Below are 14,547 nucleotides of genomic sequence, written 5' to 3' on the forward strand. Positions count from 1 at the left end.
ATGCCCGAGTCTCAAGACTTCACCGCGCCCGGCGGCGCCGCCCTCGACAATCTCGGTGTTCGTCTGCACGACGGCGTCGCGACCCTGCGTGTGTGGTCGCGGAACGCCTCATCGATCGAACTCGTCACCTTCGACGAGACCGACCTCGACTGGGTCACTGACGAAGTCGACCTCGAGCGCGGATCTGACGACGTATGGGAGGTGACCACAGATCTGCTTCCGCCCGGAACCAGGTACGCGATCCGCGTGGGTGGCCCGCACGGCCCCGGCAACACGTTCAACCCGGAGACTCTGCTGCTTGACCCCTATGCCAAGGGCCTCGCCCAGGGCGACGGCTACGAGGAGTGGCGCTCCGTCGTCATCGTCGACGGCTTCGACTGGGGTGATTCGCGCAAGCCCGGCATCCCGCTCGATCGCACCGTGATCTACGAGGCGCACCTGAAGGGGATGACCAAGCGCCATCCTGACGTGCCGCCCGCACTGCACGGCACCTACGCGGGCCTCGCGCACCCCACGATGATCGAGTACTTCCACTCGCTCGGCGTGACCTCCATCGAGCTCCTGCCCGTCCACGCGTTCGTCCCGGAGCCGCGCCTGCTCGAGCGCGGACTCACGAACTACTGGGGATACAACACCCTCAACTTCTTCACCCCGCACGCGGCCTATGCCACGGAGGACGCGCGCAAGGAGGGCCCCGAGGCCGTACTCGCCGAGTTCAAGGGCATGGTGAAGCTGCTGCACGAGGCAGGTCTCGAAGTCATCCTCGACGTCGTCTACAACCACACCTCGGAAGAGGGCATCGGCGGACCGCGCTCGAGCCTGCGCGGCATCGACAACGCCCACTACTACCGCCAGCAGCCCGACGGCGTGTACGTCGACACCACCGGCTGCGGCAACACGCTCAACACCGCGACGGATGCCGGTGCCAGACTCGCGCTCGATTCTCTGCGCTACTGGGCGCAGGAGATGCAGATCGACGGCTTCCGATTCGATCTCGCCGCCGCGCTGGGCCGTGACGAGAACCACGAGTTCACGCCGGAGCATCCGCTCCTGACCGCGATCCGGGACGATCCTGCGCTGCAGAACGTGAAGCTCATCGCCGAGCCATGGGACGTCGGGCTCGGCGGCTGGCAGACCGGCAACTTCACCGCCGGCTGGCAGGAATGGAACGACCGCTACCGCGACCGCGTCCGCAACTTCTGGCTCAGCGACATCGACTACGCCCGTCGCGCCTCAGCACCGGTCGGCATCGGCGGCTTCGCCACCCGGCTCGCCGGCTCATCGAACACGTTCAGCGAAGATCGCGGACCACTTGCGAGTGTGAATTTCATCACAGCGCACGACGGCTTCACCCTGCGCGACCTCGTCTCGTACGACGTCAAGCACAATGAGGCCAACGGCGAAGACAACCGCGACGGTGCCGACATGAACCGCGCCTTCAACCACGGCGTCGAGGGCCCGACGAACGACCCGGTGATCAGAGCGGCGCGGCGCAAGGCCATGCGAAATCTGCTCGGCACACTGCTGCTGTCAGCGGGCATCCCCATGCTCACCGCGGGCGATGAGCATGGACGCACTCAGCGCGGCAACAACAACGCCTACGCGCACGACTCGGATCTGACGTGGCTGAGCTGGGAGCACGAGGACTGGCAGAACGACCTGCGCGCGCATGTGTCGACGCTCACGCGGTTGCGTCGCGAGAACCCCGCCCTTCGGCCGAGCCGATATGCACGTCTCGGCGAGCACACCCCGAATGCGTCCGTGATGGACTGGTACAACCAGGACGGCGAGACGATGGAGCAGGCGCAGTGGACCGATCCGGGCAACCGCACGCTGCAGTACGCCGCAGCATCCACTCCTGTCGACGAACAGGCCAACCGCATCCTGCTGGTCGTGCACGGCACTGAGGCGCCCATCGACATCACGCTGCCCATGGTCGAGGATGCGACTCGTTTCGTGTCCCTGTGGTCGAGTGCTGACGAACATCCCGACGTACCGTCTGAGACTTTCTCGCCCGGAGATGTACTGGCGACCGCCGGCACATCGATGCGTCTCTTCCGCGTCGAATAGACCGGCCGGAACACGGCACGGCTACGGGTGTCCCCTCCCGCCGAGGCGCGGTACATTCAGGGTGTGGCTGCACGTTCTGGCAATCGTCCCGCGGAGCTTCGAAGCCCCGCACAGATCCCGGTGCGGCTCCGTGCCGCCGATGAGCGAAAGTTGGCCCAGGGTGTCGCATCCGACCGGCACGTTCACACGCTGACAGGACGCATCCCGCTCGCTGAGCCGCGGCCGGCAGCACCGAGCGGGTTCCCCGCAAAGGCGTTCGCCGGCGAAGTCGTGCCGTTCCGGGTCGTCGCATTCCGAGAAGGGCATGATCGGATCGGCGCGCATGTGCGACTCACCTCGCCGAACGGTGAGGAGACTCTGCACCGCCTGACCGCGATCGAAGACGGCTCTGACGGGTGGGAGGCGCAGATCGCCCTCGATCTGCAGGGCGTCTGGAAGTACCGTTTCGAGGCCTTCGCCGACGACTTCGCCACCTGGGCTCACGCCGCAGCCGTGAAGATCGCGGCGGGGGTCGATGTCGAGGTGATGGCCGCGCTCGGCCTTCACCACTTCCTACGCGCGGCTGCCGAGAAGTTCAGGCCGACAGCAGAGCGCACGCGCCTCAAGGCCGTCGCGGCGTCCCTGAAGGATTCGGATGCCGCAACCACCATGTCGGTCGCCACCGATCCCGACCTGGCCGCGCTGTTCGAGGCCCGACCGCTGGCCTCGCTCGCCTCAGCGACGAGCGAACAGACACTGCTGGTCGAGCGAACCGCTGCGGGCGTGGGCGCCTGGTACGAGTTCTTCCCCCGTTCCGAGGGCGCGAAGCGCAGGGCGGACGGAACGATCAAGAGCGGCACATTCCGCACCGCGGCACGGCGTCTCCCGGCAGTCGCGGCGATGGGCTTCGACGTGCTGTATCTGCCGCCGATCCATCCGATCGGCAGGACGCACCGCAAGGGTCCGAACAACACGCTCGACGCCGCCCCAGGGGATCCGGGGTCGCCCTGGGCGATCGGCGCAGCGGAGGGTGGCCACGATGCGGTCCACCCCGATCTCGGTTCCATGGCGGACTTCCGATTCTTTGTGCGCGAGGCTCGCAAGGTCGGCCTGGAGGTGGCTCTCGATCTCGCACTTCAGGCGTCGCCGGATCACCCATGGGTCACATCGCACCCCGAATGGTTCACGACGCTCCCGGATGGCACGATCGCCTACGCCGAGAACCCGCCGAAGAAGTACCAGGACATCTACCCGCTCAACTTCGACGGCGACCCGGCCGGCCTCTCCGCCGAGGTCCTGCGCATCGTCGAGCTCTGGGTGTCGCAGGGCGTGTCGATCTTCCGGGTGGACAACCCGCACACCAAACCGCTCTGGTTCTGGGAGTGGCTGATCGCCAGAGTCACCGCTGCGCACCCCGATGTCGTGTTCCTCGCCGAGGCGTTCACCCGCCCTGCTCCCCTGCGCGGCCTCGCCGCGGCCGGGTTCCAGCAGAGTTACACGTACTTCACCTGGCGCAACACGAAGCGCGAGCTCGAGGAGTTCCTGACCGGACTCGCCGAGGAGACCGCTGACTACCTGCGGCCCAACCTGTTCGTCAACACCCCCGACATCCTGACCGAGTATCTGCAGTTCGGGGGTCGCGCGGCGTACCGCATCCGGGCAGCCATCGCGGCTACAGCCGCACCCACCTATGGCGTCTACGCCGGCTACGAGCTGTATGAGAACGTCGCACGCCCGGGCTCCGAGGAGAACATCGACAACGAGAAGTACGAATACAAATTGCGCGACTTCGCCTCAGCCGAGGCCGCCGGCGACTCGCTCGCGCCCTTCCTCCGGCAGCTGAATGCGATCCGTGGAGCCCATCCCGCGTTGCGCCAGCTGCGCAACCTCGCTGTGCACTGGAGCGATGACGACGGCATCCTGGTCTATTCGAAGCATCTGGATGCCGCATTCACCGACAGCGGGTCGGATGACACGATCATCGTCGTCGTCAACGTGGACCCCCATTCCGTGCGCGAGACGACTGTGCACCTCGACACGCGAGTGTGGGGTGTCGAGCCCGGGGCGACCTATGAGGTCGAGGACCTCATCACCGGTGCGGTATGGACCTGGTCCGATCACAACTTCGTCAGGCTCGATGCGTTCGCGGAGCCGGTCCATATCCTCAAGGTGAAGGGACGACCATGAGCGAGATCGACGATGTCATCACATCCCCTGACTGGGAGACCGTCGCCGCGGGAGCGCACCATGCTCCGCATGACGTGCTCGGCGCGCACCCGATGCAGGATGCCACGGGTCGCACCCAGACCACGATCCGGGTGCGACGACCCCTGGCCGAGAGCGTGTCAGCCGTGTTCGCAGACGGGACCCGGCTGCCTCTGGTCCATGCTGCACACGGCTTGTGGGAGGGTCAGCACGACGGATCCCCGGTCGCCTACCGCGTTGCGACCGTGTACGCCGACGAGGAGGAGCAGATCGTCGGCGACCCTTACCGCCATCTTCCGAGCATCGGCGATCTGGACCTGCATCTGATCGCCGAGGGCCGCCACGAGCGGCTGTGGGAGGTCCTCGGCGCAAACGTGCATCTCTTCGACGGCGAGATCGGCGTGTCCTTCGCCGTGTGGGCGCCGAACGCCCAGGCCGTGCGTGTGGTCGGTGAGCACAACGGCTGGAGTGGCGAGGGCCACAGCATGCGCTCGATGGGTGTGAGCGGCATCTGGGAGCTGTTCATCCCGGACCTCACCCCTGGGACGCTCTACAAGTATCAGATCCTCACCCGCGACGGCCGTTGGATCCTCAAGGCCGACCCGATGGCGCAGCGCACGCAGGTCCCACCGGAGACGGCGTCTGCCGTGCCGTTCTCCGCATATTCATGGAACGATGGCGCCTGGATGACGAGGCGGGCCGCGACGCACGCCGTCGCCCAGCCGATGTCGATCTACGAGGTGCATCTGGGCTCGTGGCGCGAAGGGCTCGGGTATCGCGAGATCGCCGATCCGCTGATCTCCCACATCCTCGACACCGGCTTCACCCACGTCGAGTTCATGCCGCTCGCCGAGCATCCTTTCGGAGGCTCCTGGGGTTATCAGGTCAGCGGATACTACGCACCGACCGCGCGGTTCGGAACTCCTGACGATCTGCGATATCTGATCGATCGCCTGCATCAGGCCGGCATCGGCGTGATCCTCGATTGGGTCCCAGGGCACTTCCCCAAGGACGAATTCGCACTGGCCCGCTTCGACGGGCTGCCGCTGTACGAGCACCCGGACCCCCGGCGTGGCGAGCATCAGGACTGGGGCACTCTGATCTTCGACTACGGTCGACCGGAGGTGCGCGGCTTCCTCGTCGCCAACGCCCTCTACTGGTTCGATCAGTTCCACATCGACGGGCTGCGGGTGGATGCGGTGGCGTCGATGCTCTATCTCGACTATTCGCGGCGCGACGGCGAGTGGGAGCCCAACGTCCACGGCGGTAGAGAGAACCTCGAGGCGATCCGCTTCCTTCAGGAGGTCAACGCGACGGCATACCGGACGCATCCGGGAATCGTGATGATCGCGGAGGAGTCGACCAGCTTTCCCGGCGTCACCGGACCCACCGACCACGCCGGCCTCGGGTTCGGATTCAAGTGGAACATGGGCTGGATGAACGACTCCCTGCAGTACATCTCACGCGATCCGATGTACCGCGCGCACCATGAGGGCGAGATGACGTTCTCGTTCGTGTACGCATTCGGCGAGAACTACCTGCTGCCGATCAGTCACGACGAGGTGGTGCACGGCAAGGGAAGCCTGATGTCGAAGATGCCGGGCGATCATGCGCACAAGCTCGCGAACGTCCGCGCATACCTCGCATACATGTGGGGCCATCCAGGAAAGAACCTCCTGTTCATGGGTCAGGAGTTCGGCCAATTGGCCGAGTGGTCCGAGTCTCGCGCGCTGGACTGGTGGCTGCTCGATCAGCCTTCGCACGCACAACTGCAGCGCTTCGTCGGAGAGATGAACGGCGTGTATCGAGCGAGCGCTCCGCTCTGGGAGCGAGACGGTGACAGCACGCGCTTCCGTCGCCTCGGTGCACCGTCATGGGATCCGAACGTGATCGCGTTCGAGCGACGCGACGAGCACGGCGGCCGTGTCATCGTGATCAGCAACTTCGCCGGCGTCGAGCGTGCAGGACTCCCCCTCGACCTGACGGTGGCTGGCGTGTGGGATGAGGTCCTCAACACGGATGCCACCGAATTCGGCGGCGCCGGCGTGGGCAATTACGGTCGAGTCGCCGCACATGTCGAAGGCGAACACGGCACGCCGAAGACGAAGATCACCTTGCCTGCGCTTTCGACGATCTGGCTCCGATATCGGGCCTGAGCCGTCAGAACAGCAACGACGACAGTCGGTTCCGGGCAGCGATCACCCGAGGATCGCCTGCGCCGATGAGTCCGAACAGCTCCACGAGCCGCTCGCGCACCGGCGCGCGCTCGTCAGCGGGCAGCGCGGCGAAGAGATCGAGCAGGCGCCCGAACGCGTCCTCGACATGGCCACCGGAGATGTCGAGGTCGGCGACGGCGAACTGCGCGCTGACGTCCAGAGGTGCGTCGGCGGCAGCGGATCGCGACTCCTGGAGATCGAGGCCCTGTACGCGGTCGAGCAGTCGCACCTGTCCGAGCCCCGCGCGCGCGTCCTCGTCACGCGGGTTCTCCGCAAGTGCCTTCTCGTAGGCACTGATGGCGGTCGCGTAGTCGCCGGTTTCGATCGCCGCGAAGGCCTCGGCGTGCAGAGGGGGCAGCGGGGCCTCCTGCGCCTCACCGGAGTCTTCGGAACCGCTGTCCTCAGTATCCGCCGCGCCGCCGGGCACTGAACCTGTGACGCCGTTCTGGGCGGCAACCTGCAGCAGCTGGTCGAACACCTGACGCACCTGCTCTTCCGGAACGGCGCCGGTGAACATCGGAACCGGTTGTCCGGCGATAAGCGCGACCACCATCGGGATGGACTGTGCGCGGAAGCTCTGCGCGAGCTGCGGGTTCGCATCGACGTCGACCTTGGCGAGCACGACGCGCCCACCGAGTTCGGTGACGACCTTCTCCAGTATCGGGCTGAGCTGCTTGCACGGTCCGCACCATTCGGCCCACAGATCGACGACGATGGGCACGGTGCGCGAGAGCTCCATGATCTGCCCGAACGTGGCGTCGGTCACATCGACGATGAAGCCTCCGGGTGCGGCGCCCTCACCGCCTGCATGCGCCGCAGTCGCGTCAGCGGGCGCCGCTGGGCGGTTGCGCAGGCTCGAGAGGTCGACGGCGCCCCGAAGGGCTGCGGCAGAGATGTCGGTCATTGGATCACTTCCACGTTGAGGATGTCTTGGTGCACGGCGAGAAGACGAACCTGCTCCGTCGACCCCTGAGCGGGCACGGAGAAGAAGAGCTGCAATCCGTAGGTGGTCACGACGCCCTTGGCGGCCTCCTCGACTCCGGTGAGAGCCTTGGCCTCGGGGTTCTCCCCGAACTTGATCACCGCGTCGGCCGATGTCGGCGCGATCGTCTCGCTGTCGATCATCGACACCGCCACGATGGCTCCGCTGTCGAGCGTCGCCATGGCGACCGCCGGGGCGGTGCCCGGGACGATGTCGAACGCCGTGCTCGAAGTCTCGGCAGCACCGTGGTCGACGAGGGACTGCGTCACCGCCGCACGGCTGGCGACGATGGAGTCCGCGAGCGTGATGCTCACAGGATCGAAGAGCGAGCGGTACTCACTCGCCTCGCCGGTGTCGACGACATCCGCGAACGCCGCTGTGAGCTCATCAGGCGCGAGCGCGAGGAAAGCTGACGCGTTCTCGGTGATGAGGCTGGTTCCCAGCCAGGCAGGAGCGAGCTCCGGCACCTCGGCCGAGGCCTGCATCTCGGCGATGTTGGACACCTTGTAGTTCGACCACGGATCGGCTTGCGTCATGGTCAGAATGACGGGAGGAACGGTGTCATCGCTCTTGCTCTTGCTGAGCGCCAGCACGGTTCGCGGCCAACCGTCTGTCGCCTGCGGCAGCAGCACCTCGATCGCCTCGGTCGGGATCACGGCCGGCGGAGTGCGGTCCGTGAGAGTCGCACGGAGCGTGTAGTCGGTGGTTCTCGCTGCCAGCGCGGCACCTTCGAGACGTGTGCCGGCGAGTTCGATGTCCAGCGCCGAGTCCGACTCTTCAAGAGTTGCGGAGATGTCCTTGAGGATGCGGGAAGCTTGGGCCTCGGTGACTGCAGGCGGCTTCTGATTCTCCGGGGTGATCACGGTCTGCGTGGGCGACGGCGTCGGAGATGCTTCGCCGAACTGCGGCCAGGTATCACTCGAGCAGCCGGCGAACAGCATGGCTGCGACACCGAAGGCAGGCAGAACCAGCAGGCGGCGTCGGATGGAGCGCGCGCGACGTTCGGTCTTCGGGGCGCTCTTCTGATCGGGGGATTCCTCTGTCACCGGTTCGGCAGCGTCCGGTGTCTCGAGCGCCTCCCGGACGGGTGCGCGCTCCACAGCGAGATCGATCGGCTCAGTGGCAGGCAACGGTCCGGGACCTTTCCTGCGAGGGCCACGTCCCCTGCGCTGGTGGCGGATAGCCAATACGTACATCACGAGGCCGAACAGCAGCACGGCCCCACCGGCGGCGATGAGCGGACCGACCCACGGCGTCGAACGATCCAGCGGCCATGAGATGACGACATCCTCCGGCGCGTTCTCCGTGCCATCCTTCGCGATCAGGAGGCTCATGCCCTCTGGCAGCTGCATGTCGGTGATGAGCTGGTCGGCTTCGCTGAACGAGTCCAGCCAGAGGTCGGAGCCGGCGGGATTGCGCCCTGCGGTCTGCTCCGGGTCGCCTTCCGCGCTCTCGTCTGCGTCGTCTGCCACCTCTTCGGGCTCGACCAGCGAACTCACGCTCGCGCCGTCGGAGTCGAGCGACACGACGTTGTACGTGGCATCCGAGAGCCAGGCCTCGAGATCGGCGGTGCGACCGTAGGCGGCGAAGATCTCTCCCTCACCGCGGATCAGCAGCGTCTGCTGCCCCGGATTCTCGCGGAGCACTGCCCCATCGACAAGCATGTAGGGTGCGGGCTCTTCGACGCTCAGTTCAGTCTGCTGAGCCGATGGTCCCATGAAGATGGTTCGCTGAGCGATGCCTGCTCCGATGAGAAGCGTGGCCAGGACGAAGGCCACGACGGCCCACACGAAACGCACGAAAAGTCTCCTTACGTGATCCAGGCGCCTCGCCCAGATCTCCGCTCGACGTTTCAGACTATCGAAACAGGCTGAGTGTTGACTACGAGGGGCGGCAACCTTCCGCGATCGGCACGTCGCGAATTGCGGTCGCCACTTGACGACTACCCTGAGATCAGTCTTCTCGAGGAGAGCGCATGAAGGTTCACAACCCGTTCCGCACGGCCCTGGTGGCCACGCTCGGCGTGGGACTCGGCATCCTGCTCATCGGCAGCGTCCAATCCCTCTCCACCGTGCTGCTGTACGTCGGGACGGCACTCTTCATCAGCCTCGGACTCGATCCGGTCATCTCCTTCTTCGAACGTCGCAGGCTCCCCCGCTGGCTCGCAGTGATCGTGACGATCCTCGGAGTGCTCGGCATCTTCGCCGGAATCGTCCTCATCGTCCTGCCGATCATCATCGACCAGGTGAGCCAGCTCGTCCAGCAGATCACCAGACTCGTCCAGTCGAGCAATGACATCTGGGGCGATCTGCGCGAGTGGCTCGGCGCGGTCTTCCCCGCACTCGACATCGACCGCATCCTCACCGAGGCGCAGGACTGGCTGCTCGCGAACATGGGCGACATCACGGGCGGCGTCATCGCTGTGAGCCTCAACCTGGTGACCGGCCTGTTCGGGGCGTTCATCGTGCTGATCCTGACCATCTACCTGACCGCATCGACCCCGTCGCTCAAGCGTTCGGTCTACCAGCTCGTTCCCGCCTCCCGCCGCCCTCGTTTCATCGATCTGGCCGAGCAGATCACAGACTCGGTCGGGTACTACGTCATGGGTCAGGTCACTCTCGGCATGATCAACGGCGTGCTCAGCGCGATCTTCCTCAGCATCATCCACGCGCCGTTCGCCGCAGTGCTCGCGGTCGTCGCGTTCTTCTTCTCGCTGATCCCGCTGGTGGGCACGCTCACTGGTTCGACGATCATCGTGCTCGCGTGTCTCATCCCCGGCCTGGGCTCTCCGGCCACAGCGCTTGCCGCGGGGATCTACTACCTGATCTACATGCAGATCGAGGCGTACGTGATCTCACCGCGCATCATGAGTCGTGCGGTCTCCGTGCCCGGCGCTGTCGTCGTGGTCGCGGCGCTCGCCGGCGGATCGCTGCTCGGACTGCTCGGTGCCCTCATCGCGATTCCCGTCGCCGCGAGCATCCTGATCATCTACCGCCAGGTGCTCATCCCTCGCATGAATGAGCGGTGATCACACGGGCCATTCGTTCGCCAGTGGAAGGGCGTCCGGATTCACCACGGCGACGATCTCCGTGAGCACGCGGCGCGTCTGAGATTCGCCGACCCACAGGTGCTTGCCGCCTTCGACGTCGATCAGTGTGATGTCGGGGATGGACGCGAAGCGCTCTCGAGCTTCTTCCGGCCGAAGATAGTCGTCGAATTCGGGGATGAGAGCTATCACTCGGCGCTCTTCGCCCGCCCATGCCGCGATCTCCTCGGCGGTGGCCCTGTGCAACGGCGGAGAGAGCAGGATGATGCCCTCCACGTCGTGCTCTCTCCCGTACTTCAGGGCGAGCTCCGTGCCGAAGGACCAGCCCACCAGCCACGGCCGCGGCAGGGACCTCTCACGGACGAAGTCCATCGCGGCCGCCACATCGAACTGCTCGGCTTCGCCGCCGTCGAACTTGCCCTGACTCGTGCCGCGCGGTGAGGTCGTGCCTCGGGTGTTGAAACGGAGCACGGCGAGATCAGCCAGAGCGGGAAGGCGTCCGGCGGCCTTGCGCAGGATATGCGAATCCATGAAGCCACCTGCGGAGGGAAGCGGATGCAGCGTCACCAGAGTCGCGACCGGCTCTGCGGCTTCGGGAAGCGCCAGTTCCCCCACCAGCGTCAGCTCGTCGGCCGTGGACAGTTCGATCGGCTCCCTCGATGCAGGCAGATCCAGTGGGCCGCGAATCTGAATGCTCACGCCATCCGCCAGCAGTGGGTGTGCCAGTGCCGACGCGCCGCGAGGTCTGCCGCATCGCCGAGAACCCCATCCGCGCGCCACACGACCTGGTGAGCGGTGCCGGACGGGATCACTCCACGGCATCCCGGGCAGATGTACTCCTTCAGCGCCTGTTGCGCAGAGACGGGCTGCACCGTCCACTCGCGGCCCTGTCGGCTCTCGCTGCGTTTCCAGCCCGCGAGCAGCCGATCGAAGGAGTCCTCAGCGTCAGGGCGCTCCTGGCGCCGTCTGTGTGAGCGTGGCATGGTGAAGCATTACCACCAGTGGTTGTTGATCCAGAACTCGTAAGCCCCGGCCCAGCTCCCGTAGCGCCCCGTGGCATAGCCGTTGGCCCAGCGCAGGTTGTCGACCGGGTCGTAGCCATTGCCGGGTACCTTGCTGCACGGCAGCGCCTGCACGAGCCCGCACGCGCCTGAAGACGAGTTCGTGGCGTTCGGGTTCCAGCCGCTCTCCTTGGCGACGATGTAGTCGACGTAGCCCCAGTCGCCTGAAGCGATGCCGGCAGCCGCCATCCACTCCGCCGGCGCACCGCCACCGGTGTAGTACACCGGCCCTGGCGCCGAGTAGGAATCCGAGGAATCAGACGAAGCCACCTCCGGCTCCGGCTCGGGCGTCGGAGTGGGGGTCGGCGTCACATAGACGTCATAGGAGCCTCGGGTGGCCGGCTCGATGGTCGCGCCCTCTGCCGTGACCGTCAGGTCCTGCGTGTCCTGGGCTGCCAGCGAGAACGGCGTCTCGACATCAGCGACCGGTGGCTTTGCGAGTGCCATGCCCGTCGGTGCGACGATCGCCACCGCGAATGCGACGACTCCGAAGGCTGCGAAAGCCCCGACCACTCCGCGACGCCGTGACCAGCGATTCGCTGCGCGTGCGGGCGTTCTCGGGGGTGCAGACCTCGCCGGCGCCACACTGGCGACGGCGGAATCTATCTCGGTGCCGGAAGTCACAATAGCTCCAGTGTATCCAGCCGGGCCTGAGACCTCCATCCGAATGCTCGGCGCAGCCCTCAGCGAACGGCGAGGATCACATCGATCGTGGCATCCAGGAGCGCATCGACCTGCTCTTCACGGTACCCGGAGCGCTGCATTCTGAACGCAGCGGACCTCAGCTGCTCGACCGAGAGTTCATCGCCGTCGCGCAGATACCGCACGATTCGTGCCGCCACATGATCGACCTCGTCGATGCGATATCCGAAGGATAGGAAGCCGGTGCGTGCGAACTTCTTCCGACGGCTGCGCGCCAGATGGTCGAGTATGACCTGTGCCTCGGAGCGAGCGTGCGTGACCCACGCCTCCGCTCCTTCGGCGCGGACTGCTCGCTCACGCTGTCGCGCGGCCAACGCATCCTCGACGCGCCCGAGAGCAGCATCCACCTCGGCGATGTCGTAGCCGTCCTTGACCAGCGGGAACGAAGCGACGCGAACGTCGGCGGCGGACAGATCGTCCGAGCCCTGCTCGAAGCTGTCCCGCGCCGCCGCAAGGAAGGTGTCGACCGCGGTGCGGTGGTAGCCGCGCTCGCGGCCGCTCACCGTGCGGAAGGCGGGCGTCGTCTCTTCTTCGTCGAACTCAGTCACATCTTTCACCGTATCCGAAGTCATGGAAGCGTCACCCACGGCGATAGGAGGAAGTAGAGGCTCAGCGCAGGGATCGTCGAGGGCAGGATGCTGTCGAGCCGATCAAGTAGGCCACCATGGCCGGGAAGCCAGGAGCTCATGTCCTTGATGCCCATATCGCGTTTGATCATCGATTCGCCGAGATCGCCGAGGGTAGCGGACAGCAGAATGGCGATGCCGAAGATCACACCGGCCCACCACGGGAGATTCAGCAGGAAGATGGCGAGGAGCACACCGGCGGCGATCGCCGCGAACACGGCGCCGGCGAAGCCCTCCCACGTCTTCTTGGGGCTGATTCGGGGAGCCATCGGATGCTTGCCGAAGGCGAGACCTGCGGCGTAGGCACCCGTGTCGGATGCGACCGCGATCGCGACGAACGCGAGCACCCACCATTGCCCGCCCTCCTGAGCCAGCAGCAGGAGCGCGACGCCGGTGAGGAAAGGCACGTAGACCTGCACGAATCCGCCCACGATGGCGTCTGTGAGAACGTCTCCGTATGTGCGGCCGTCCTTCGAGATCATCTGAGCGAGGAGGCGCCAGACGATCACGAACACCACGGCGAAGAGCAGCGCGACCCAGATGAGCCACGGAGGCGCGAAATAGCCCGCCAGCACCAGGGCGACGCCCGCGATGATCTGAGGGACGATGTCGACTCGGCGGCCCGCAGCGCCCAGGGCGCGTGACAACTCGAAGATGCCCAGCACCGCGATCGCCAGCGCGATCGGCACGAACAGCTCTTTTATGAAGATCAGCGAGGCCAGCAGGATCGCGCCGAAGCCCAACCCGACGAGAATCGCGAGGATCAGGTCTCGGCCGGTCCGGGCCTTGATGCGCTCGTTGGCGTGATCGAGATGCTCGCGAGCCTGCGTCACGTGCGTCTCGAACTCGCCCTTGGCCTGACGCAGCTGCCCACGCACTGCCGCAGCCGGATCGACCGGGTGCGGTGGGTTCGGCGGCAGCGGCGGACGGGGAGGAATCGCCTGCTCGTCGACGACGGGTTGGCCGACGTCCGGGGTCGCTCCGCCACGAGCCTCGCGCCGCGTCAGCGGGCGTTGCTCGTCGTCCGAACCGGGTACGTCGCTCATCCTCGGCTATACCTCGAGCAGCTCGGTCTCTTTGCGCTTGAGGGCGTCATCGATGAGGTCGACGTGCTGACGCGTCAGAGCATCGAGTTCCTTCTCACCGCGCGCGATCTCGTCTTCGCCGACATCGTTCTTGAGCGCGTCGAGTTCGTCCTTCGCCTTTCGACGGATGCCGCGCACATGCACCTTCGCGTCTTCACCCTTCGAACGCACGATCTTGACGTACTCCTTGCGACGTTCTGCCGTCAGCTCGGGCATGGTGACGCGCACGATGTTGCCGTCGTTCGTCGGGTTCGCACCCAGGTTCGGCATGTCGCGGATCGCCTGCTCGATGGCCTTGAGCGCGGACTTGTCGTACGGGGTGATCACGAGCGAGCGCGCTTCCGGGTTCGCCAGTGAAGCGAGTTGGGCCAGCGGGGTTGGCGAACCGTAGTAGTCCACCATGACCTTCTGGAACATCTGCGGGTTCGCGCGACCTGTGCGGACGGTTGCGAAGTCCTCCTTGGCGGATTCGACCGCACGAGTCATGCGGGAGGTGGTTTCAGCGAGGACATCCGCGATCACGGTGACTCCTATCGTCGGGGTGTTCCAGCAATGGGTGTTCCAACAATTCTATC

12 protein-coding genes are annotated in these 14,547 nt (G+C 65.9%); 4 read left to right on the plus strand and 8 right to left on the minus strand.

From position 1 onward, the window contains the following. The 3 genes from glgX (at position 1) to glgB (ending at position 6,410) form a co-directional block, all read left to right on the plus strand. A complete protein-coding gene (glgX, locus tag HDC95_RS04845) occupies positions 1-2,070 on the plus strand; it encodes a glycogen debranching protein GlgX (RefSeq protein ID WP_259062078.1) in 2,070 nt (689 codons plus the stop codon). Between the two features lie 63 nt (positions 2,071-2,133). Next, complete coding sequence (locus tag HDC95_RS04850; RefSeq protein WP_396652660.1) at positions 2,134-4,236, plus strand: maltotransferase domain-containing protein; 2,103 nt, start codon at positions 2,134-2,136, stop codon at positions 4,234-4,236. Beyond that, positions 4,233-6,410, plus strand: a complete 2,178-nt coding sequence (glgB, locus tag HDC95_RS04855) for a 1,4-alpha-glucan branching protein GlgB (RefSeq protein WP_259062080.1) — start codon at positions 4,233-4,235, stop codon at positions 6,408-6,410. The genes HDC95_RS04850 and glgB overlap by 4 nt, the downstream gene beginning before the upstream one ends. A gap of 4 nt (positions 6,411-6,414) precedes the next feature. On the opposite strand, the gene HDC95_RS04860 is transcribed toward glgB, so the two are convergent. After that, positions 6,415-7,374, minus strand: a complete 960-nt coding sequence (locus HDC95_RS04860) for a tetratricopeptide repeat protein (RefSeq protein WP_259062082.1) — start codon at positions 7,372-7,374, stop codon at positions 6,415-6,417. Continuing rightward, positions 7,371-9,251 carry a glycosyl transferase gene (locus HDC95_RS04865; protein WP_259062084.1) on the minus strand — a complete coding sequence of 627 codons (1,881 nt, stop codon included), beginning with the start codon at positions 9,249-9,251 and terminating at the stop codon, positions 7,371-7,373. Before HDC95_RS04865 ends, HDC95_RS04860 begins: the two co-directional genes overlap by 4 nt. Before the next feature lie 176 nt (positions 9,252-9,427). Between HDC95_RS04865 and HDC95_RS04870 the strand changes: the two genes are divergently transcribed. Beyond that, positions 9,428-10,480: an AI-2E family transporter gene (locus HDC95_RS04870; protein WP_259062086.1), complete on the plus strand. Its 1,053-nt coding sequence runs from the start codon at positions 9,428-9,430 to the stop codon at positions 10,478-10,480. Here the strand turns inward: HDC95_RS04870 and HDC95_RS04875 are convergent, their stop codons facing one another. Genes HDC95_RS04875 through frr form a run of 6 tightly spaced genes read right to left on the minus strand, consistent with a single transcriptional unit; the run spans position 10,481 to position 14,494 of the window. Next, positions 10,481-11,191 (minus strand): alpha/beta hydrolase, encoded by a 711-nt coding sequence (locus tag HDC95_RS04875; protein ID WP_259062226.1) that lies wholly within the window; start codon positions 11,189-11,191, stop codon positions 10,481-10,483. Positions 11,192-11,193: 2 nt separating this feature from the next. Further along, entirely contained in the window at positions 11,194-11,481 is a 288-nt protein-coding gene (locus HDC95_RS04880; protein ID WP_259062087.1) for a hypothetical protein, read from the minus strand. A gap of 9 nt (positions 11,482-11,490) precedes the next feature. Then, on the minus strand, positions 11,491-12,183 hold the full coding sequence (locus HDC95_RS04885; RefSeq protein WP_259062088.1) for a lytic transglycosylase domain-containing protein: 693 nt from the start codon (positions 12,181-12,183) through the stop codon (positions 11,491-11,493). Positions 12,184-12,242: 59 nt separating this feature from the next. Beyond that, positions 12,243-12,809, minus strand: a complete 567-nt coding sequence (locus HDC95_RS04890) for a DivIVA domain-containing protein (RefSeq protein WP_259062089.1) — start codon at positions 12,807-12,809, stop codon at positions 12,243-12,245. 20 nt (positions 12,810-12,829) lie between these two features. Continuing rightward, the gene (locus tag HDC95_RS04895; protein ID WP_259062090.1) at positions 12,830-13,933 is read right to left on the minus strand and encodes a phosphatidate cytidylyltransferase; all 1,104 of its coding nucleotides are present in this window, start codon (positions 13,931-13,933) and stop codon (positions 12,830-12,832) included. A gap of 6 nt (positions 13,934-13,939) precedes the next feature. Continuing rightward, positions 13,940-14,494, minus strand: a complete 555-nt coding sequence (gene frr, locus HDC95_RS04900) for a ribosome recycling factor (RefSeq protein ID WP_259062091.1) — start codon at positions 14,492-14,494, stop codon at positions 13,940-13,942. Positions 14,495-14,547 lie beyond the last annotated feature (53 nt).

The sequence above is a fragment of the Microbacterium sp. AK031 genome, assembly GCF_024807145.1.
Classification (GTDB): Bacteria; Actinomycetota; Actinomycetes; order Actinomycetales; family Microbacteriaceae; genus Microbacterium.